We start from the raw sequence: 19765 nt of genomic DNA on the forward strand, positions 1-19765 counted from the left end.
GGGGAGGCAGGAAGAGCATGTCAACGAGTGGTGCCGGTTGGCGCAAGTCGAGCTACAGCGGTGGAGCTCAGCAGTGCGTTGAGGTTGGGCGCGTTGCTGGTGGAGCTGGTGTCCGAGACACGAAGAACCGTGCTGCCGGGTACTTAACCGCTACGGCCGACCAATGGGCGGTGTTCCTCGACGCCATCAAGGCCGACAGGTTCAGCGGCTGATGGGTGCTGCGCCCGGCATGACCGACCGGCCGGGCGCAGTTCGCCTTCACGTTGTTCTTTGGCTGGTCATAAGCGGATTTCGTAGCGGCCGGTGTGCTTTTCGTGGTCTTTCGGGAGCGTTCCCGTGAAGTGGTTCGTCCACTCGTCGATCTGGTTCGGCGTGGGGTTTCCTCCCAGCGCGACCGCCGCCAGCGATGGCAGCTCGGCGCCGAGTTCCCAGAGCCGCGCCCACTGCTCGTAGGTCAGGGACAGGAGCAGCAGTCCTTCCAGCCTCGCGACCGGCGCCATGTCGGTCACCTCGGCGCGGGCCAGGTCGAGGCCTTGGAGCCGCGGAAGTGTTGGTAGCACGGCGACGTCCACCGGGCTCTGCGAGCGGATCGTCAGGTTGCGCAGCGTCGGGTGGCCGGACAGCGGAGTCGGGTCGATCGAGCCCAGTTCCAGCGTCAGGCTCTCCAGGGACGCGTCTCGGAGCGGGCTCAGGTCGGGTGCGCCCTGGCCGCGCAGCACCACGTCCCGCAGGAGGGGCGCGTGGCGCGCCGGCTCCAGGTCGATCCCGTCGGCCTTCCAGGCCGTGACGCGTTGGACTTCCCCGGGCATTCCGGTCAGGGAGCCGCCGTGGTCGTCGGCATTCCACGAGAGCGACTCCAGGTACTCCCACTTGCGCGGGGTGTCGGCGTCGACGAACAGGCGGCCGTGGTCGAACTCGTAGTCGCCCCGTTCGAGCGCCTCCACCTGGCGGCGCAGCAGCGTCGTCACCGAGTCGGCGACGTAGACGGGAGCTCCTTCGTACTCGCCGCCGATGATGATCACCTGTCCCGGGCGGCCCGCGGGGCCCGGGTCCATGTCGACGGCGAGGAAGTCCCCGTCCCCGTTGACCCCGATCACGATCCACCCATCGCGGCTCATCGACCGGCGCACCTTCCCCGGCGGTATCGCCTCGAACGCCGCAACGGTCAGCGGATCGTCGGTCCAGTCGCCGTCGTGCCGGTGGTGGGGGTGGTCGGCCACGAATTCCAGGCCGGTCCACGAGTGCGTGTCGAAGATGTTGAGGTCCTCGCCGTCGTCGCCGTCGGCCACGCCGTACAGGGCGACCAGATCGGGAGGCAGAGCGACGTCCAGGCCCGCCATGAGCTCGGCGCGCGTCGCTTCGTCCAGCGGAGGAGGCAGTTCCTCTTCCTCCTCCCCGTCGTCGAAGATCTCCGCGCGCAGCCGGAGGTACTCCTGGAGCAGCCGCACGGCCTCGTCCGGATCACCCGCGAACGTCGGGTCCGCAGGGCCCTCCTGCTCGTTCCCTGGCTCGGCGGGCAGGACATCCGGCTTGAGCACGAGCAGCAGGCGATCCGGCTGGTGCTGCGTGCGGATCAGCGACCGGCTGGTGATCGCCTCGAACTCGCCCGACGGCTCGACGGCCAGCTCGACGGCCAGGTGATCCGGCCACGGCTTGGTCGCGAAGAACAGGGCTCCCGCTTCCTTGAACAGATCCACACCACCGTCGCGGAGCTCGCCGTCGGCCAGCTCGTACTGCATGCCACTGCTGCGGGCACTGTTCTCGTCCCGGTGAACGCTCGCCCACGCTCGCCGCCATCCCTCGGGAGCGTTCTCCGCGACCCGGGCGGCCATGCCGCTGAGCAGTTCGGTGGTGTCGGCTTCCCGCCGATGACGTCCCATTGGAATGCGCCCGTTCAGATCGGTGATCGTTTCCGACGGGTTCTAGCACCCAGTGCCGACAGTCTCGGTGCAGCGGCCTCGGGGCGCGTTCGTTCCGGTGCTTCAGGGCCGTTCGTCGACGTCGAAGTCGAGGTGGGCGATCCGCTCTTCGACCGTGACCGCGTTGCGGACGGCACGACGCGCACGCTTCGTCAACTCGGTGAACTCGGCGAGGTGAGCTTCGGCGGCCGCGCGGTTGGCCGGGCCGTTCCCGGCCGCGTCGAGGGTGACCCGGCGGATCTCGTGCTCGATCTCGACGAGCTGGGAGAGCAGATCCCGCTGCCGCTCCTCGCTGATCAGCAGGCTGTGATCGCGTTCCCCGTCAGGCGGAACCTCGGGGTGCTCGGCGGTCATCGCGAACCAGTCCCTTCGGCCGGAGTTCACCGGACGCTACCAGCCGCGCGGCCCGCCCGGCGCGAGGACCGGGCGGGCCGCGTTCGACCGTCCACTTAGATCAGTTCAGATCCGCGCCGTACGGTCGGGTGATCGCCTCCAGGTAGTGACCCGACGGGTCGCAGAAGTAGACGCCACGGCCGCCGTGGTTCGTGTTGTACTGCTGCGGGAGCTTCCTCTGCGGGTCCGCCCAGTGTTCGAGGCCCGCCGCCTGAATTCTGGCGTAGATGCCGTCGAAATCTTCCTCGGCGACCAGGAATGCGTAGTGCTGCGGCGGGAATTCGATGCCCGGCTCCGCGAACTGGAGCGTCACGCCCGCGTCCAGGTGGACCGTGAGGAAGGGGCCGCCCGGCTCCGCAGGCGGGAGGTCGAACATCTCCGTGAAGAAGGACGCCGATTCCTGCTTGTCGCGCGCGGCGACGATCGTGTGATTGAAAAGAGTGGTCATGAAGACCTTTCGAACCCGCGCCTCCATGCCTGGCACAGCCTGCCACCGACACGCGACGCTGACCGGATCAGATCACGACGGGGTCCGGCGCGTCAAGCGCGTTTGCCCCGGGTCACAGTCAGGTACGGGGCGCGTCGTCCCCGAGCAACCGAGCCCGATCATCCGTCCCGCAGTTGGGTTCTCACGTGTTGGTACGGCAAGACCGGGGATGCTCGAACCACGCGCCGCTGCGCGAAAATGTGGCGGCACCGAACACTTCGCCGGAAGGAGTGGTCGATGACCACGTCGCCGCTCGACAACCCCGCGTGGGCTTCGCTCACCGGCCCGCACGCCGGCTTCGCCGAGAAGCACGGGCAGGTGCTGCGCTACCCCGTCGACATGGCGCCGTTCCTGGCCATTCCGGACGAGTTCGGCGACGACGGCTGGCGGGACGTCGCTGCGCTGGCCGGGCCGGGCGCGGTGGTCCCCTTCTCCGGGCGGGCGCGAACGCCCCCGCCCGGCTGGGAGGTCGTGGAGCGGCTCCCCGGCGTGCAGCTGGTCGACGACGGCGTGGTCGGGGCCGAGGACGACGAGGCGGTGCGGCTCAACGCGGCGGACGTGCCGGAGATGCTCGACCTCGTCAAACGCACCCAGCCCGGGCCGTTCCTGCCGCGCGTCGTCGAACTCGGCACGTACCTGGGGTTCCGGCGCGGTGGCGAGCTCGTCGCGATGGCCGGCGAGCGGCTGCACCCGCCCGGCTGGACGGAGATCAGCGCGGTCTGCACCGACCCGGCGTTCCGCGGGCAGGGCCTGGCCACCCGGCTCATGCGGGCCGTCGTCGCCGGCATCCGGGCCCGGGGCGAGAAGCCGTTGCTGCACACGGTCGCCTCCAACACCGGCGCCATCCGGCTCTACGAGTCGATGGGCTTCCGGCTGCGGCACCGGCTGTACTTCTCCGCCGTGCGGGTTCCGGAAGCCTGACGGACCCGTGCGCACTTCGTGTTGCCATAGCAGCACGAAGTACGCACGGCGCACCCTTCCAGCGGCGCGTTGACCTCGACAATGATCGTCGTTACAGTTCCGCTGGCCGAACGGCGTTGCGCCGTCTGCTCGGCTCGCGTTCGGTTGCCGGGCCCAACGGGGTGCCCGCCCGGCGGAGGGGATCGCCGATGACCAGTGTTGATCATGGACCCCAGGAATCCGGCGCGAACGTCCTCGGGCGACGGCGGTTCCTCGGTTACGTGCTGGCCGCGCCCACCCTGGTCGCCGCCGCCGAACTCGGCCTCTCGCCGCGCGCCGAGGCGGTCCTGCCGTCGCCGGGCGTGGCCGAGCTGCTCGACCTCAACGACCTGCTGACGGAGGCCGCCCGGCCGACCTCGAACCTGATCACCGTCGCGGTCAACGACGACGGCACGGTCTCGGCGAGGTGCTCACCGCCATGTCGGCGCAGCTGCCCGTCGGCGACTTCACCTTCGCCCAGACCATCTTCCAGCTCACCCAGTCGATGCCCTACGACTTCGGCGTCGCCACGCAGCTGCTCAACGAGACCGACAAGGGCTTCAACACCGGCAGCATGCGCAACATCTACTCCCCCGACGTGACCTGCGCCCGGGAGCTGATCGTCGACGAGCTCGCGGCGCGAATGGGCAAGGACCCCTACCGGTTCCGGCGCGACTTCCTGCAGGACCAGCGCTCGCGGGCCGTGCTGGACGAGGTCGCCGAGGCCGGCGGCTGGGGCCGGGAGATGCCCGCGGGCATGGCGCAGGGAATCGCCTTCCACGCCGAGTACCACGGCGTGAGGCGGCGCTGGTCGAGATCGACTGCCCGCCGGAGACCGTCGACCGCCCGATCCGCGACGGGGTGGCCGGGCCGCGCGTCACCAAGGCGATCTTCGCCGTCGACGTCGGGCTCGCGGTCAACCCGCGCGGGCTCGAAGCGCAGATGATGGGCGGCGTCATGGACGGCATCGCCCTGGCGCTCACCTCCAGCATGCACCTGCGGGACGGGCACTTCCTCGAAGCCAGCTGGGACAACCACTTCTACACCAGGCAGTGGAACACCCCGCTGGAGCTGAAGGTGATCGTGATGCCGCCGACGACCGGCGAGCCAGGCGGCGCCGGGGAGCTCGGCGTCGCCGCGTCGATGGCGGCGGTCGCCTGCGCCTACGGGCGCGCCACCGGGAAGATGCCCACCAACTTCCCGATCAACCACGGCACCCTCGGCTTCGAGCCCAAGCCGACCGTGCCGCCGATCCCGCAGTCGCCCACCGACGGCCTCGACCACGCGCGCTGACGCCAAGGAGATCCCGTGCCAGAGCACACCTTTCGACTCAACGGCGAGCAGGTCACCGTGAACGTCGCCGACGACGTGCGGCTGCTGTGGGTGCTGCGCGACGTCCTCGGCGTGACCGGACCGAAGTACGGCTGCGGGATCAACGTCTGCAAGGCGTGCACCAGCCACCTCAACGGCAAGGCGTTCAACCCGTGCTCCGTGCAGGTCAAGGACGTCGGGCCCGGCGAGAGATCACGACGATCGAAGGCCTCGCCGGCGAGGACCTGCACCCGATGCAGGAGGCGTGGCTGGAGCACGACGTCGCGCAGTGCGGCTACTGCCAGCCGGGCCAGATCATGGCCGCCGTGGCGCTGGTCCGCCGGGCCGCCGCGGAAGGCCGCGAGATCACCGACGCGGACATCGACGGGATCCGCAACATCTGCCGCTGCGGCACGTACTTCCGCATCCGCGAGGCGATCAAGTCCGGCGCCGCGAAGATGTGACCCCACCCGACCGTTCGGGTGCGGGCGGCGGTTTCGCGCGAAACCGCCGCCCTCGCCGCTACCGCAGGGCCTTCTTGAGGATCTTGCCGCTCGGCCCCTTGGGGAGTTCGTCCAGGACCCGGACTTCGCGCGGGCACTTGTACCCGGCCAGGCGCTCGCGGCTGAACGCGATCAGCTCGTCCGCGTCCGGGCTGCTGCCGGGCTGGAACGCGACCACCGCGACGATCTCCTCCCCCATGCGCGAGTCGGGCTTGCCGATCACGGCCGCCTCGCGGATCGCCGGGTGGGCGTAGAGCACCTCTTCCACCTCGCGCGGGTAGACGTTGTAGCCGCCGCGGATGATCAGGTCCTTCTTCCGGTCCACGACGAAGAAGAAGCCGTCCTCGTCGCGGTAGCCGAGGTCGCCGGTGTGGAACCAGCCGCTGCGGAACGCCGCCTCGGTCGCCTCCGGGCGCTTGTAGTAGCCCTTCATGACGTTGTGGCCGCGGATCACCACCTCGCCGATGTGCTCGGGGCCGGGCGGCAGTTCGCGGTCGTCCTCGTCGAAGATCTTCACCTCGACGCCCCACAGCGGCCGGCCGATCGAGCCGATCTTGCGCTCCGCCGCGCTGCAGTTGAACGTCGCGACGGCGGCGGTCTCGGACAGGCCGTAGCCCTCCAGCACCACGATGCCCGGCACTTTCCGCTCGAACTCCCGCAGCACCTCCTCCGGCATCGCCGCGCCGCCGGAGATCCCGGCCCGCAGCGAGGAGAGGTCCCGGCCGGCGAGATCCGCGCCGAGCAGCGCGAAGTACATCGTCGGCACGCCGGAGAAGATCGTGCAGCGGTGCCGCTCGATCGCGTCCAGGACGGCTCCGGCCTCGAACTTGGGGATGAGCACCGCCGAGCCGCCGAACCTGATCACCGGGCCGAGCACCGTGACCAGCCCGAACACGTGGAACAGCGGCAGCACCACGACGCTCACGTCGTCCTCGGAGACGCCGAACCGCTCGCCGCCGACGGTGCAGGCCATGAACAGCTCGAAGTGCGTCAGCTCGGCGCCCTTCGGCTGACCGGTCGTGCCGCTGGTGTAGAGCACGACCGCCGTGTCGTCGGCTTCCACGGCGGTGATCTCGCCGGTGTCCTCGGTCGCGCACAGCTCCTCGAAGGGCTTCGTACCGCTGGGAGCCGCCGAGCCGACGACGTAGACCGGTATCCCGTCCGCGGCCTTGACTGCTTCGTCCGCGAAGGACTCGAAGGTGATCAGCAGCGTGGCTTCGCTGTCGGCGAGGTGGTAGGCGATCTCCGACGCCCGCAGCATCGGGTTCAGCGGCACCATCACGAGGCCGGCCTTGAGGATGCCCAGGTAGGCGAACAGGAACTCGGGCACGTTCGGCAGGTGCACGACGACCTTGTCGCCGCGGCGCAGCCCGGCCGCCTGCAGTCCGGCCGCGACGCGCCCGCTGAGCTCGTCGACCTCCCGGTACGTGATGGACCGCGCGCCGAAGTGCAGGAGTGGCCGCTCGGGCCGCTCGGTCGCAGATTCGCGCAGCATCGTCGCCAGGTTGAATCCCATGCCCACTCCGTCGGTTCGGGGAACGGCGGTGTCGCCCGGACAAGTCGGTACCGACCAGTCGGTATGGTTACAGCCTACGCAAGGGTGATCTGGCACACAAGATGCCGGTCAGGTGGCGCTACGATCTCGGGCATGGCGGACTCCGGTTTTCCCCGCGGTGTGGGCGCGCCCGCGACGAGGGCGCTGAACGCGGCCGGCTACACCGAACTGCGGCAGCTCGACGGCGTTCCGGCCGCCGAGCTGAAGAAGCTCCACGGCATGGGGCCGAAGGCGCTGTCCCGGCTGCAGGAATCGCTCGAAGAGCTCGGCCTGTCGCTGTCCTGATCGTTTTCCTGCACGCAACCGCGCTTCCGCAACGGTTTCCCGACATTCTGGTGCCCCCCGGGCGGCGGGCGGTCATCCTGACCGTGACGTGATCATGAGATGAGGGGACTGCCGTTGTCCACACGCGAGCTGCAGGACGAGTTGGTGCGGTTGCGGCGGCAGCTGCACGCCGAACCCGAGGTCGGGCTGGATCTGCCGCGAACCCAGGAAAAAGTGCTGGCCGCGCTGGACGGCCTGCCGCTGGAGATCACCACCGGTAGCGGGCTGAGCTCCATCACCGCGGTGCTGCGCGGCGCGCGCCCGGGCCCGACGGTGCTGCTGCGGGCCGACATGGACGCCCTGCCCGTGACCGAGCAGACCGGCGTGGACTACGCCTCCCGGATCGACGGCCGGATGCACGCCTGCGGGCACGACCTGCACACCGCGATGCTGGTCGGCGCCGCACGGCTGCTGACCGAGCGGCGCGCGGAGCTGGCCGGCGACGTGGTGCTGATGTTCCAGCCCGGCGAGGAGGGCTGCGACGGCGCAGGGAAGATGATCACCGAAGGCGTGTTGAAGGCCTCCGGATCGCACCCGGTTGCCGCGTACGGCATGCACGTCCAGGCCGCGCGCCACGACCTCGGGACCTTCACCACCCGGCGCGGCCCGCTCATGGCGGGCGGCGACCTGCTCCGGGTGACGGTGCGCGGCGCGGGCGGCCACGGGTCCACCCCGCACCGCGCCAAGGATCCGATCGCCCCGGCCTGCGAGATGGTCGGCGCGCTGCAGGCGCTGGTCGCGCGCACCGTGGATCCGTTCGAGACCGTGGTGCTGACGGTGGGCAGCTTCCACTCCGGGGACGCGGGCAACGTGATCCCCGGCGAAGCGGTCTTCGACGGCTCGCTGCGCTGGTTCTCCGCCCCTTCGCGGGACGCGGTCTGGGCGGGCATCTCCGCCGTGTGCAACGGCATCGCGGCGGCCCACGGCGTCGAGGTCGACGTGGACCTCACCGAGTACGTGCGCGCCACGATCAACGACGACGCCGAGGCGGAGTTCGCCGCGCAGGTCGCGGCGGACGCCCACGGCGACCGGTTCTCCTGGCTGGACCGCCCGGTCACCGGCGGCGAGGACTTCTCCCGCGTGCTGGAACAGGTTCCGGGCGCGTTCATCTTCCTGGGCGCGTGCCCGCCGGACCGCGATCCGGCCACCGCGCCGGACAACCACTCCCCGTTCGCCGTCTTCGACGACAGCGTGCTCGCCGACGGCGCCGCGCTCTACGCCGAGCTCGCCATCCGCCGCCTGGCCGGGAGGCAGCCTTGATCACCGAGGCCGAACGCGCAACGCCCCGGAAGTGGCGGACCATCGTCAGCACCGGAGCGGGCAACGCGCTGGAGTGGTTCGACTGGAACGCCTACGCCGTCTTCACGCCGTTCTTCGCCGCGCAGTTCTTCCCCGCCCACGACAGCACCAGCGCCGTGCTGTCCAGCCTGGCGATCTTCGCCGTCGGGTTCCTGATGCGGCCGCTGGGCGGGCTGCTGTTCGGCTGGTTCGGCGACCGGATCGGCCGCCGCTCCGCCATGGTCGGCTCCATCGCGCTGGCCTCCGGCGGCAGCCTGCTGATCGGCATCGCACCGACGTACGAGTCGATCGGCATCGGGGCGGCGCTGCTGCTGGTGGTCGCCCGGCTGTGCCAGGGGCTCGGACACGGCGGCGAGATGCCCGCGGTGCAGACCTACATCGCGGAGATGGCGCCGCGCGGCCGGCGCGGGATCTGGTCCAGCCTCGTCTACACCTCTGGAACCTGCGGAATCCTGGCGAGCTCCGCGCTCGCCGCCGCGTTGGCGGGCGTGCTGCCGCCGGGCGCGATGAGCGCTTGGGGCTGGCGGGTGCCGTTCCTGCTCGGCGGCGTCGTCGGGCTCTACACCCTCGTGATGCGGCTGCGGCTGGCCGAGACGCAGGTTTTCGACCGGCAGCGGGCGACGGACCGGCCGCCGCTGTGGCGGAGCTTCTGGGAGCAGCGCACCGCGTGCCTGCGGGTGATCGGGCTGACCGTCGGCGGCACCGTGGTGTTCTACACCTGGGTGGTTTCCGCGCCCGCGCAGGCGATCAGCGTCCACCACCTGGACCCGTCCGCGGCGCTGTGGGTCGGCGCCCTGGCGAACGCGGTGTTCATCCTCGTCCTGCCGCTGTTCGGGGCGCTTTCGGACCGCATCGGCCGCAGGCCCGTGCTGCTGATGTCCTTCGTGGGCAGCGCCATGGTCATCTACCCGCTGAGCTGGCTGATCCAGGACCAGATCTGGCAGTTCGCGGTCGCGATGATCATCGCGCTGCTGGTCATCGCCCCGGGGCCGGCGATCATGCCCACGGTGTACGCGGAGCTGTTCCCGACCCGGATGCGGACGGCGGGCGCCGGCTTCCCGTACGCCATCGCGACGGCGGCGTTCGGCGGCAGCGCGCCGTACCTGCAGACCTGGCTGGCCAGCAGCGGCCGCGGCGACGTGTTCCTCGGCTACGCGGTGATCCTGCTGCTGATCAGCGCCGTGGTCGCGTACCGCATGCCGGAGACCAAGAACATCGCCCTCGACTGACGCCGTCGGCAGGTCTTCGTGCCGCCGTGGAGACCGCCGGGGACTTGGTCTGCGCGCCGGTTTCGCGCGAAACCGGCGCCCCCGCACACAGCCCCTCATGACGCGCGCCATAGTGCCGAATACTTCCCCATCGCTCCCTATGTGACCTATGTTGAGTAATGATGAAGGAAGAAATGTACTCAGCCGAGCAGGTGGCCGATCGGCTCGGGCTGCACGTGCGCACCGTGCGCGGCTACATCCGCTCGGGGCGGCTCAAGGCGGTGCGGATCGGCAAGCAGTACCGGATCGCCCGCGCCGACCTGGAGGCGCTGACCGGCCGCCCGCAGCCCCCATCCGGCCGGCCCGCCGGGGCAGTGGAGGTGTCGAGCATCGTGCAGATCGACGGCGTCGACCGCGCCGCGGCCGACCGCATCGGCACGCTCGTCCAGGCCGAAGCGAACGGCGCCCCGCACCCGCTGCGCATCCAGACCGTCCACGACGAGGAGCGCAGCCGCCTGAAGATCGTGATCCTCGGCGGCGCCGCCGCGACCGCCGAGCTGCTGCACCTGCTCGACGCCGTGCTCGAAGGCGACAACGGGCTGCTCGCCGGGGAGCCCGACGATGCCTGAGCCACCAGCAAATCTGAGGATGGCGGCGCGCATGATCGCCGTCCCGGGCGGGGAAATCGTCCTGCGGGACGAGGGCACGAAGACGAACTGGCCGGTCGAGGTCGGCGACTTCCTGCTGGCGGCGCACCCGGTGACCCGCGAGCTGTACCGCGCCGTCACCGGCGACGCGCCGGCGAGTCCGGCGGGGCCGCGGACGCCGGTCACCGAGGTCTGCTGGCAGGAGGCCGTCCGGTTCTGCAACCTGCTCTCGGCAGCGGCGGGACTCCAACCCTGCTACTCGATCGGCGACGACCCCGACGCGCGGGAGGCGACCTGCGACTGGTCCGCCGACGGCTACCGGCTCCCGACCGAGGCCGAGTGGGAGCACGCCTGCCGCGCCGGGACCTCCGGGGTCCACTATGGAGAGTTGGACGAGATCGCCTGGTACCGCGGCAACTCCGGCGACGAGGTGCACGAGGTCGCGACCAGGGCGCCGAACGCGTGGGGCCTCCACGACATGATCGGCAACGTGTGGGAATGGTGCTGGGACGTCTACGAGCCCGAGGTCTACGGCCCGTACCGGGTGTTCCGCGGCGGCGGTTGGTGCGACCCGCCACGGGGATGCCGCGCGTCGTGCCGCCGCAAGAGCCACCCGACCTTGCGCACCGACGACCTCGGGTTCCGGCTCGCCCGCTCGCGCTGACGCGTCAGCGCTCCGCCATGCCCTCCAGGGCTTCCAGCACCGACCCGGCGCGCTTGAGACCGCCCAGGAGGTGCTGCTCGACCTCGGCGACCTTCGGCGCCACCTCCCGGTGCAGCCCCTCGCCCCGGCGGCTCAGGTGCACCAGGACCTTGCGGCGGTCCGCCGGGTCCACCTCCCGGTACACCAGGGCCGTCGTGACCAGCCGGTCCACCAGCCGGGTCAGGGTCGGTCCGGTGATCATGGTGCGCTCACCGAGCTCGGCCATCGCCAGACTTCCCTCCGCCGCCAGGGTTTCCACCACCAGCCACTGGTCGAAGGTCAGCCCCGCCGGCCGGACGACCTGCTCGACGCTCGCGGTGACCGCGCGCGCGGCCCGGGCCAGCGTCCTGGTCAGCGGCGGACTCGCCGCGACGTCACCTGCTGCCATGCTCCCCGATCCTCACTCTTGCGCTACCCCGCGAGAATCGTAAGACTTCCACCTGGAAGCGATCGAGACTCTCGCCATTTTCGGAGCCGCGAATGGCATTCGGCCCAGCGGTGCGCGAACGCGCCGCGAGGTGGGGCGTGGGCATGGTGATCCCGCTGCGCGGCCCGGCCGGCCTGTTCGGCCCGTCCTGCGAGGCGATCACCGAACTCGCGGTGCAGGAGCTCAACGACGCCGGCGGGATCCTCGGCCGCGAGGTGGCCGTGCACGTCGTGGACGGCGGCGCGCCGCCGCGCGAGGTCGCCGCGGAGGTCGGCAGGCTGGTCGCGGCCGGGGAGATCGACGCGGTCACCGGCTGGCACATCTCCTCGGTGCGGCACGCGATCGCGCCGACCGTGGCCGACCGCGTGCCCTACGTCTACACCTCGCTCTACGAAGGCGGCGAGCGGCGCGCCGGCATCTTCTGCTCCGGCGAGACGCCGCGCTTCCAGATCGCCCCGGCACTGAGGTGGCTGCGCGACAACGCCGGCGTGCGCCGCTGGTTCGTGGTCGGCGACGACTACGTCTGGCCGCGCGGCTCGACCGCCGCGGTCCGCGCCTTCGCGCGCGAACTGGACCTGCGGATCGTCGGCGAGACCTTCGTCGGCCTGGGCACCGGCGACATGCGGCAGGTGACCAGGCAACTGGCCGACTCCCCGTGCGACGGCGTGCTGATGCTGCTCGTCGGGCAGGACGCCGTCCGGTTCAACCGCGCCTTCGCCGCGCAGGGCCTGCACGAACGCCTGGTGCGCTTCAGCCCGCTGATGGAGGAGAGCATGCTGCTCGCCAGCGGCCTGGACGCGACCCGGAACCTGTTCGTCTCGGCGGGATACTTCCGGTCGCTGGCCACGGCGGACGCGATGGACCTGCTCGGCGCGTACACCCGGCTGCACGGCCCGTCGGCGCCGCCGCTGAACAACGCCGCCGAATCCTGCTACGAGGGCCTGCGCACGTTGGCGAAGCTGGCGCGGCGAGCGGGCTCGGCCCGCATGGCGGAGTTCAACGCGGCCATCGACGGAACCGCCTACCAGGGCCCGCGCGGCACGGTCGAGTTCCGCGGCCACCAGGCGGCCCAGCACGTCCACCTGGCGGTGGCCGACGGCTACGACTTCGACGTCATCACCCGCCTCTGACCTCGAACCCGGATCTCGTTCGCGCGGCGGCACATCCGCGACGGCAACGAGCGAACGGACCGTTCACCTCGCCTATCGATACGAACAGGCCGTTCACCTCACCCCCATGGCACTGGGTCCGTGCGCGAACGGACCGTTCACCTCGCTAGACGAGACCAACAGGCCGTTCACTCCAGCTGCTCGGCACTGGCGCAGGGGCCGCTCGATTTCCTTGATCTCCGAACGACGTTCGCGGCGAGGCCGCCCATCGCTTGACTCGCTTCGCACACCGTTTTATTTTCACATGGAACTATTTCAGCAGGAATCATCTCGCTCGAGGAGGCAACCGATGCGACACGGGGACATCGCCGCCAGCCCGGACACCGTCGGCGTCGCGGTGGTCAACTACAAGATGCCGCGCCTGCACACCAAGGCGGAAGTGATCGCCAACGCGCGGAAGATCGCCGACATGGTCGCCGGCATGAAGACCGGCCTGCCGGGCATGGACCTGGTGGTGTTCCCGGAGTACTCGACGCAGGGCATCATGTACGACCCCGACGAGATGTTCGCGACCGCGTCCACGGTCCCCGGCGAGGAGACCGAGATCTTCGCCGAAGCCTGCCGCCGCGCCGAGACCTGGGGCGTCTTCTCCATCACCGGCGAACGCCACGAGGACCACCCGGACAAGCCGCCGTACAACACGCTCGTGCTGATCAACGATCGCGGCGAGATCGTGCAGCGGTACCGCAAGATCCTGCCCTGGTGCCCGATCGAGGGCTGGTACCCGGGCGACACGACGCACGTCGTCGACGGCCCGAAGGGCATGAAGGTCTCCCTGATCATCTGCGACGACGGCAACTACCCGGAGATCTGGCGGGACTGCGCGATGAAGGGCGCCGAGCTCATCGTGCGCTGCCAGGGCTACATGTACCCGGCCAAGGACCAGCAGGTGCTGATGTCCAAGGCGATGGCGTGGGCGAACAACTGCTACGTCGCGGTCGCCAACGCCGCCGGCTTCGACGGCGTCTACTCCTACTTCGGGCACTCCGCGATCATCGGCTTCGACGGCCGCACCCTCGGCGAGACCGGCGAGGAGGAGTACGGCATCCAGTACGCGCAGCTGTCGGTGTCGGCGATCCGCGACGCGCGCCGCCACGACCAGTCCCAGAACCACCTCTTCAAGCTGCTGCACCGCGGCTACACCGGGGTGCACGCCGCCGGCGACGGCGACAAGGGCGTGGCGGACTGCCCGTTCGACTTCTACCGGATGTGGGTCAACGACCCGGAGCGGGCGCAGAAGAACGTCGAGACGTTCACCCGCGACGCCGTCGGCGTCAAGGACTGCCAGGTCGGCTCGCTGCCGACCGACCCGGACTGATCGTTCACCGGGCACCCGAGAGCGCCTCGCGGGGCACCGGCAGGTCCTGTCTGAGGGCGGTGAACAGCTCCGCCGACTTCGCCTTGTCCCAGAACAGGACCGAGCCGACGCCCGGCATGTCCATCCCGCCATTGGTCGGCACGGTCGCCGTGATCAACCCCTCACCCGCGGTGCTCGCCTGGTAGCCGAGCTGCCCGAGGTCGTCCAGGTGATCGCCGTCGGCGACGGTGACGGCATCGGCGAGCCCCCAAGCCATGGGCACCGAGCGCACCGGGTTGAACAGCACCTCCCGGCTGGTCGCCTTGTGCACCAACGAGGTGAGGAATTCCCGCTGGTGCTCCGCGCGTTCGAGGTCGCCGCGCTCGAAGGCGCGGGTGCGGACGAATCCGAGTGCCTGCGCGCCGGTCAGCTGCTGGCAGCCGGCCGCCAGGGTCAGGTCGATCTTCGGGTCGTGGATCGGCTGCGGCAGGCACATCCGCACGCCGCCGACCGCGTCCACGACCCCGGCGAAACCGCCCAGGCCGATCTCCAGGTAGTGGTCGATGTGGAGCCCGGTGGCCTCCTCCACGGTCCGGGACAGCAGCGTCGGACCCCCGTAGGCGTAAGCCGCGTTGAGCTTGTTCGGACCGTGGCCCTCGATCGGCACCAGCGAGTCCCGGGGCAGGCTGACCAGCGTCGGCGCACCCGCACCGGCCGGGATGTGCAGCAGCATGACCGTGTCGGTGCGGGATCCGGCCGCGTCGGCCGCGCCGCCGGTGACCAGATCCTGTTCCTGCTGCGGGGAAAGACCGTCGCGGCTGTCCGAGCCGACCAGCAACCAGTTCGTGCCCTGCGCCGGCGCGGTGCGACCGGCGTAGTCGGTGAACGCGGGCACCCTGCCCAGCGAGAAGTCCAGGTACAGCGCAACGGCGGCGACGAGCACGACCAGGCCGGCCAGGGCCAGCGACACCAGTCGGGCGGTGCGCCGCAAGAAAACTCTCACGATCCGTGTTCACTCCGCGTGTTCAGATCACTCGCACGCGTCCCCGACAAACGACGTGCCTTGGTCCAGAGTGACCGTAACGTTATCGTACGGTGCCCCGACTTACCCATTCGAGTGATCGACGTTTCCAACAACCGGAGTAGTGATGCCCCAACGAGGCCGCCAGCGACCCCGTAGCGGCTCGGAAGAAGTCCACGCCAGGCACCGGCGCCGCGGCAGCCCTGGAACCGTCGTGGTCCACACCGGACACTCCGGACGGCGGAGACATAGCGGCGAAACCACCCTCGACGTGCGCCCGGACCGGAGCGTGCACCGGGTGCACCACCCCGCGGAGCCGGTCTTCGTCGACAGCAGCGGTCGCCGTCGCCGCACGTTCCGCCGGTTCGTCCTGGCGATCAGCCTCGTGCTCGTGTGCCTCGGAGTCTTCCTCGCCGCGGCGATGCTCGACTCGCGCGCCCCCGCCCCGCCGCTGCCGACCACCGCAGGCGTCAACTCCTAGAGCAGGAACAACTTTTGCCGCGTCGCTCGCAAATCCCCCGAACTCCCCGGGCGCACTGGCTGCTGCTCGGCCTGGTGCTCCTCGTGCTGTGCGGTCTGCTCGGCCTCGACTCGGTGCTCAGCCGCGCGGGCGCGCCGAGCACGCCGAGCGGCAGCAGGCAGTTCGTGCCCGAATCCGCGTTCGCCGGCGGTTCCGTGATCGATCCGCGCGAGCCGGTGGTGCAGCACCCGCCGGACCGCCACCTGGCGCTGACCTTCGCCGACGGACCTGATCCACAGTGGACACCGATGCTGCTGGACGTGCTGGCCCGGCATCAGGTGCACGCCACCTTCTTCGTGACCGGCGCGCAGGCCGCCGAGAACCAGGGGTTGGTCCGCCGGATCGTCGACGCCGGGCACGAGATCGGCAACCGCACCCTCACCCGCACCGACCTGCGGCAGGCCGGCGACCTGCGGGTGCAGCTGGAACTGCAGGCCACCGACCTCGTGCTGGCGAGCGCCGCCGGCATCACGACGGACCTCGTCCAGCCTCCGTACGCGACCACCGGATCGCTGGACTACGACGCGTGGAAGGCGTTCCTGCGCATCGGCAACCACGGCCGCCAGGTGGTGCTGGCCGATCTGGACTCGCAGGACTGGCGGCAACCCGACGCGGCGGCCGTGCTGGCGAACTCGACGCCCCGCGACGACCGCGGCGCGGTGCTGATGATGAGCGGCACCGCCGGCCCGGCGACCGCCGAGGCGCTCGACCGCTTGCTGCCCGATCTGCAGCGCTCCGGCTGGCAGGTCGACTCGGTCGGCGGCACCTTCCAGCTCCCCGGCACGATGAACGAGGCCGGGATCGTCGACCGCATCGCAGGCACCCTGCTCGCCACCACCATCTGGTCGTCCGCCCGGCTGTCGGACGCGCTGCGCGTGCTGCTGTTGGCAGCGACCGCGCTGGTCGCGCTGCGCGGTGTGTTCGTGCTGCTCGTCGTGCCCATCCACGTGCGTCGTTCCCGCCGGTGGGAACCGCCGTGGCCGATCAGCCAGCGCGTCGGCGTGATCGTCCCGGCGTACAACGAAGAAGCCGGCATCGCGAACACGGTGCGCTCGATCCTCGCCTCCGAGCATCCGGTGGAGGTGATCGTGGTCGACGACGGCTCCACCGACCGCACCGTCGAGGTGGTCGAGCGGCTGCAGGAGCGGTTCCCGCGCATCCGGTTGATCCAGCAGGAGAACTCCGGCAAGTCCGTGGCGCTCAACACCGGGCTGGCCGCGGCGAACTCCGAGCTGGTGGTCATGGTGGACGGCGACACGGTGCTCGAACCCGATGCGGTGGGGCGGATGGTCGCGCGCTTCACCGACCCGTCGATCGGCGCGGTGTCCGGCAACGTCAAGGTCGGCAACCGCCGCAGCCTGCTGGGCCGCTGGCAGCACATCGAGTACGTGATCGGCTTCAACCTCGACCGCCGCGTCTACGACGTGCTGCACTGCACGCCGACGGTGCCCGGCGCGCTCGGCGCCTTCCGCCGTTCGGCGATCCTCGACATCGGCGGCGTCAGCGACGACACCCTCGCCGAGGACACCGACCTGACCATGGCCCTGGAGCGCGACGGGTGGCGGGTGGTCTACGAGGAGAACGCGATCTCGTGGACCGAGGCGCCGGCCACCTACGGCCAGTTGTGGAAGCAGCGCTATCGGTGGTGCTACGGGACGTTGCAGGCGATCTGGAAGCACCGGCGGGCCGTCGTCGAGCGCGGCGCAGCGGGACGGCTCGGTCGGCGCGGCCTGCCCTACCTGCTCATCTTCCAGGTGTTGCTGCAGGTGATCTCCCCGGTGGTCGACGTGACCGCGTGCTTCGCCCTGTTCACCGAGGACGCCGGCACGGTAGCGCTGACCTGGCTGGGGTTCCTGGCGCTGCAGGCGGTTCCCGGCGTGATCGCCTTCCGGCTGGACGGCGAGCCGCTGCGTCCACTGCTGGTCCTTCCGCTGCAGCAGATCGTGTACCGGCAGCTGATGTACCTGGTCGTGGTGCAGTCGGTGATCACCGCCCTCGCCGGCGCCCGGCTGCCGTGGCAGAAGCTGGAGCGCCGCGGCCGGATCGTCCCGCTGGCGGCCGGGCGGCGCCGGTGAACTGAGCTCGCCCGCCCGGGCGGAGATCGAAACCCGGGCTCACAATATGGTATACCATAGACCAACACTCCTTTCTCGACGGAGAGGTCCCGATGGTGCGCATCCTGACCCGGTCCGACGTTCGCTCGCTGATCTCGATGGACGAGGTGATCGATGCGGTGCAGCAGGCGCACGAGGACCTCGCCCTCGGCCGCGCCGACCAGCCCGAACGGCACCCCGCCCGCACGCCCGGCACCGACGCGCACCTGATCCCGATGACGGCGGCGCTCGCCGACGGCCAGGCCGGTGGCGTCAAGCTGCTCGCCGACGTGCCCGCGAACCCGGCCCGCGCGCTGCCCCGGCAGCAGTCGACGATCGTCCTGGTCAACCCCGAGAACGGGGTCTGCGAGGCATTCCTCGACGGCGGCGCGATCACCCAGTACCGGACCGCCGCCGCCTCCGCCGTCGCGACCCGCTGCCTGGCCCGCCCCGACGCGCGCGTGCTCGGCCTGATCGGGGCGGGCGCGCAGGCGCGCAGCCACTTCGCGGCGATCACGCGGGTCCGGCCGATCGACCGAGTGCTGGTGTGGAGCCGCACCGAGGCCAGCGCCCGGGCCTTCCGGGATGCCGTGGCCGACAGCGGCGTGGACATCGAGCTCGCCGGCAGCCCCGAGCAGGTCGTCCGCGGCTCGGACGTCCTCTGCACCCTCACCCCGGCGGCGACGCCCGTGGTCGCCGGTCGCTGGTTCAGTGAGGGCCTGCACGTCAACGCCGTCGGGGCGCCGCCGCGCCGGGACCACCGGGAGATCGACACCGACGGCATCGCGCGCGCCCGCGTCGTGGTGGACTCGCTGGACACCGCGCTCGCCGAATCGGGTGCCGTGTCGATCGCGCTCGACGAAGGCGCCATCACGGTCGACCACGTCCGCGACGAGCTCGGCGAGGTCCTCACCGGCGCGAAGCCCGGCCGCCGCGACGACGCGCAGATCACCCTGTTCAACTCGGTGGGCGTGCCGATCCAGGATCTCGCGACCGCCCGGATCCTCGTCGACCGGGCGCGCGACAAGGGCATCGGGATCGAGATCTCGCTGCCCGAGTAGGCGGAATACGATGGGCCGCGCGGGAGCCGGACCGCGGCCAGGAGGTGCCAGGTGTCGCTGGAAGCGCGACCTTCCGTCGGGTCGGCGCATCGTTCGTTGCGCGACTCGATCGCCGACGAGCTGCGGGAGCGGATCATCTCCGGGGCCTACCCGCCCGACTTCCGGTTGGTGGAGCGCGATCTCGCGCAGCAGCTGGAGGTTTCGCGGATCCCGCTGCGCGAGGCGTTCCGGCAGCTGGAGTCGGAAGGGCTGGTGCGCGCGCTGCCGCGGCGCGGCGTGGTGGTCGCCTCGATGACGGCGAAGGACGTCGAGAACCTGTTCGAGATCCGGGAGAGCCTGGAATCGCTGGCCGCCCGGCTCGCGGCGCAGCGCGCCGACCGGCAGGGCCTGCAGCGGCTGCGGGCGCACCTCGACGAGGCGCGGGCGACCACGGCCGCCGCGGACAAGGACGGCATCGCCCGCGCCAACGCGGCGTTCCACGCGACGATCATCGACCTCGCCGACAACGAGCTGCTGCACTCGATGATGGCGCCGCTGAACAGCAAGGTCCGCTGGCTGTTCCGGCTCACCAGCGCGACCGACCCGGAGATGCTCTGCCGGGAGCACACCGATCTGTTCGACGCGATCGCCGCGGGCAACGCCGAAGCAGCGGCCCGGATCGCCCTGGAGCACGTGGCGGCCAGCCGCCAGCCCACCTTCGACCAGCTGGCAAATCCACAGTAGACACTTCCGTCCCGCTGAGCGCGTTCCTCCTCGCCCCTCCCAAGGGCCCGCGGTCGTCCCCGCTGGCGATGCCGTGCGTCCTTTGCGCGCCGTTTTCGCGCGAGAACGGCGTCCCCACGCCTGCCAGGTGACGCTTTCGCGCGAAACCGGCGTTCCCCAGGCACGC

The 19765-nt window shown here is 70.7% G+C and carries 19 protein-coding genes and 2 pseudogenes; 15 read left to right on the forward strand and 6 right to left on the reverse strand.

The window, feature by feature from the left end; translation table 11 throughout:
• The first annotated feature begins 17 nt into the window (after positions 1-17).
• Positions 18-212 carry a DUF397 domain-containing protein gene (locus AB0H93_RS08970; protein WP_358569763.1) on the forward strand — a complete coding sequence of 65 codons (195 nt, stop codon included), beginning with the start codon at positions 18-20 and terminating at the stop codon, positions 210-212.
• A gap of 66 nt (positions 213-278) precedes the next feature.
• Here AB0H93_RS08970 and AB0H93_RS08975 read toward each other — a convergent pair whose 3' ends face one another.
• The 3 genes from AB0H93_RS08975 to AB0H93_RS08985 all read right to left on the reverse strand — a co-directional run bounded on the left by AB0H93_RS08975 (position 279) and on the right by AB0H93_RS08985 (position 2760).
• Positions 279-1880, reverse strand: a complete 1602-nt coding sequence (locus AB0H93_RS08975; protein WP_358569766.1) for an SMI1/KNR4 family protein — start codon at positions 1878-1880, stop codon at positions 279-281.
• Positions 1881-1982: 102 nt separating this feature from the next.
• On the reverse strand, positions 1983-2273 hold the full coding sequence (locus tag AB0H93_RS08980) for a hypothetical protein (protein WP_358569769.1): 291 nt from the start codon (positions 2271-2273) through the stop codon (positions 1983-1985).
• A gap of 100 nt (positions 2274-2373) precedes the next feature.
• On the reverse strand, positions 2374-2760 hold the full coding sequence (locus AB0H93_RS08985) for a VOC family protein (RefSeq protein WP_358569771.1): 387 nt from the start codon (positions 2758-2760) through the stop codon (positions 2374-2376).
• Positions 2761-3036: 276 nt separating this feature from the next.
• Here AB0H93_RS08985 and AB0H93_RS08990 point away from each other — a divergent pair, with 276 nt between their 5' ends.
• From AB0H93_RS08990 to AB0H93_RS09000, 3 genes and pseudogenes are all read left to right on the forward strand, one after another.
• Positions 3037-3720 (forward strand): GNAT family N-acetyltransferase, encoded by a 684-nt coding sequence (locus tag AB0H93_RS08990; RefSeq protein ID WP_358569774.1) that lies wholly within the window; start codon positions 3037-3039, stop codon positions 3718-3720.
• 430 nt (positions 3721-4150) lie between these two features.
• Positions 4151-5031, forward strand: a pseudogene (locus AB0H93_RS08995) (molybdopterin cofactor-binding domain-containing protein); the annotation flags it as partial.
• A gap of 15 nt (positions 5032-5046) precedes the next feature.
• Positions 5047-5513, forward strand: a pseudogene (locus AB0H93_RS09000) ((2Fe-2S)-binding protein).
• Positions 5514-5571: 58 nt separating this feature from the next.
• Here AB0H93_RS09000 and AB0H93_RS09005 read toward each other — a convergent pair.
• On the reverse strand, positions 5572-7068 hold the full coding sequence (locus AB0H93_RS09005) for a long-chain fatty acid--CoA ligase (protein WP_358569777.1): 1497 nt from the start codon (positions 7066-7068) through the stop codon (positions 5572-5574).
• A gap of 132 nt (positions 7069-7200) precedes the next feature.
• Between AB0H93_RS09005 and AB0H93_RS09010 the strand changes: the two genes are divergently transcribed.
• From AB0H93_RS09010 to AB0H93_RS09030, 5 genes are all read left to right on the forward strand, one after another.
• On the forward strand, positions 7201-7392 hold the full coding sequence (locus tag AB0H93_RS09010; RefSeq protein ID WP_132493631.1) for a DNA-binding protein: 192 nt from the start codon (positions 7201-7203) through the stop codon (positions 7390-7392).
• A 114-nt stretch (positions 7393-7506) separates the two neighbouring features.
• The gene (locus tag AB0H93_RS09015) at positions 7507-8691 is read left to right on the forward strand and encodes a M20 family metallopeptidase (RefSeq protein WP_358569780.1); all 1185 of its coding nucleotides are present in this window, start codon (positions 7507-7509) and stop codon (positions 8689-8691) included.
• A complete protein-coding gene (locus tag AB0H93_RS09020) occupies positions 8688-9959 on the forward strand; it encodes an MFS transporter (protein ID WP_358569783.1) in 1272 nt (423 codons plus the stop codon). The genes AB0H93_RS09015 and AB0H93_RS09020 overlap by 4 nt, the downstream gene beginning before the upstream one ends.
• Before the next feature lie 161 nt (positions 9960-10120).
• Positions 10121-10567, forward strand: a complete 447-nt coding sequence (locus AB0H93_RS09025) for a helix-turn-helix domain-containing protein (protein WP_358569786.1) — start codon at positions 10121-10123, stop codon at positions 10565-10567.
• Positions 10568-10598: 31 nt separating this feature from the next.
• A complete protein-coding gene (locus AB0H93_RS09030; protein ID WP_358569789.1) occupies positions 10599-11249 on the forward strand; it encodes a formylglycine-generating enzyme family protein in 651 nt (216 codons plus the stop codon).
• Positions 11250-11253: 4 nt separating this feature from the next.
• Here AB0H93_RS09030 and AB0H93_RS09035 read toward each other — a convergent pair whose 3' ends face one another.
• Entirely contained in the window at positions 11254-11676 is a 423-nt protein-coding gene (locus AB0H93_RS09035; protein ID WP_358569792.1) for a MarR family transcriptional regulator, read from the reverse strand.
• Positions 11677-11768: 92 nt separating this feature from the next.
• Here AB0H93_RS09035 and AB0H93_RS09040 point away from each other — a divergent pair, with 92 nt between their 5' ends.
• Both AB0H93_RS09040 and AB0H93_RS09045 read left to right on the forward strand, forming a co-directional pair.
• The gene (locus AB0H93_RS09040) at positions 11769-12845 is read left to right on the forward strand and encodes a substrate-binding domain-containing protein (protein ID WP_358569795.1); all 1077 of its coding nucleotides are present in this window, start codon (positions 11769-11771) and stop codon (positions 12843-12845) included.
• Positions 12846-13173: 328 nt separating this feature from the next.
• Positions 13174-14202: an aliphatic amidase gene (locus tag AB0H93_RS09045; protein ID WP_358569798.1), complete on the forward strand. Its 1029-nt coding sequence runs from the start codon at positions 13174-13176 to the stop codon at positions 14200-14202.
• Positions 14203-14206: 4 nt separating this feature from the next.
• Here AB0H93_RS09045 and AB0H93_RS09050 read toward each other — a convergent pair whose 3' ends face one another.
• Entirely contained in the window at positions 14207-15184 is a 978-nt protein-coding gene (locus tag AB0H93_RS09050) for an LCP family protein (protein WP_358569801.1), read from the reverse strand.
• 289 nt (positions 15185-15473) lie between these two features.
• Between AB0H93_RS09050 and AB0H93_RS09055 the strand changes: the two genes are divergently transcribed.
• The 4 genes from AB0H93_RS09055 (at position 15474) to AB0H93_RS09070 (ending at position 19599) form a co-directional block, all read left to right on the forward strand.
• A complete protein-coding gene (locus AB0H93_RS09055; protein WP_358569804.1) occupies positions 15474-15683 on the forward strand; it encodes a hypothetical protein in 210 nt (69 codons plus the stop codon).
• 14 nt (positions 15684-15697) lie between these two features.
• Positions 15698-17797, forward strand: coding sequence for a bifunctional polysaccharide deacetylase/glycosyltransferase family 2 protein (locus AB0H93_RS09060; protein WP_358569807.1), 2100 nt, complete (start codon positions 15698-15700; stop codon positions 17795-17797).
• Between the two features lie 92 nt (positions 17798-17889).
• Positions 17890-18876, forward strand: a complete 987-nt coding sequence (locus AB0H93_RS09065; protein ID WP_358569810.1) for an ornithine cyclodeaminase family protein — start codon at positions 17890-17892, stop codon at positions 18874-18876.
• Between the two features lie 51 nt (positions 18877-18927).
• A complete protein-coding gene (locus AB0H93_RS09070) occupies positions 18928-19599 on the forward strand; it encodes a GntR family transcriptional regulator (RefSeq protein ID WP_358569813.1) in 672 nt (223 codons plus the stop codon).
• Positions 19600-19765: the final 166 nt, after the last annotated feature.

It is taken from the genome of Saccharopolyspora sp. NPDC050642 (genome assembly GCF_040654735.1).
Lineage (GTDB): Bacteria > Actinomycetota > Actinomycetes > Mycobacteriales > Pseudonocardiaceae > Saccharopolyspora > Saccharopolyspora elongata.

Bases quoted from the DNA above. Each gene is read 5' to 3' on its own strand.
- AB0H93_RS09025 (WP_358569786.1), top strand. From the start codon at position 10,121: ATGAAGGAAGAAATGTACTCAGCCGAGCAGGTGGCCGATCGGCTCGGG.
- AB0H93_RS09010 (WP_132493631.1), top strand. From the start codon at position 7,201: ATGGCGGACTCCGGTTTTCCCCGCGGTGTGGGCGCGCCCGCGACGAGG.
- AB0H93_RS09035 (WP_358569792.1), bottom strand. From the start codon at position 11,676: ATGGCAGCAGGTGACGTCGCGGCGAGTCCGCCGCTGACCAGGACGCTG.
- AB0H93_RS08985 (WP_358569771.1), bottom strand. From the start codon at position 2,760: ATGACCACTCTTTTCAATCACACGATCGTCGCCGCGCGCGACAAGCAG.
- AB0H93_RS08975 (WP_358569766.1), bottom strand. From the start codon at position 1,880: ATGGGACGTCATCGGCGGGAAGCCGACACCACCGAACTGCTCAGCGGC.
- AB0H93_RS08970 (WP_358569763.1), top strand. From the start codon at position 18: ATGTCAACGAGTGGTGCCGGTTGGCGCAAGTCGAGCTACAGCGGTGGA.
- AB0H93_RS09005 (WP_358569777.1), bottom strand. From the start codon at position 7,068: ATGGGATTCAACCTGGCGACGATGCTGCGCGAATCTGCGACCGAGCGG.
- AB0H93_RS08980 (WP_358569769.1), bottom strand. From the start codon at position 2,273: ATGACCGCCGAGCACCCCGAGGTTCCGCCTGACGGGGAACGCGATCAC.
- AB0H93_RS09045 (WP_358569798.1), top strand. From the start codon at position 13,174: ATGCGACACGGGGACATCGCCGCCAGCCCGGACACCGTCGGCGTCGCG.
- AB0H93_RS09040 (WP_358569795.1), top strand. From the start codon at position 11,769: ATGGCATTCGGCCCAGCGGTGCGCGAACGCGCCGCGAGGTGGGGCGTG.
- AB0H93_RS09065 (WP_358569810.1), top strand. From the start codon at position 17,890: ATGGTGCGCATCCTGACCCGGTCCGACGTTCGCTCGCTGATCTCGATG.
- AB0H93_RS08990 (WP_358569774.1), top strand. From the start codon at position 3,037: ATGACCACGTCGCCGCTCGACAACCCCGCGTGGGCTTCGCTCACCGGC.
- AB0H93_RS09030 (WP_358569789.1), top strand. From the start codon at position 10,599: ATGATCGCCGTCCCGGGCGGGGAAATCGTCCTGCGGGACGAGGGCACG.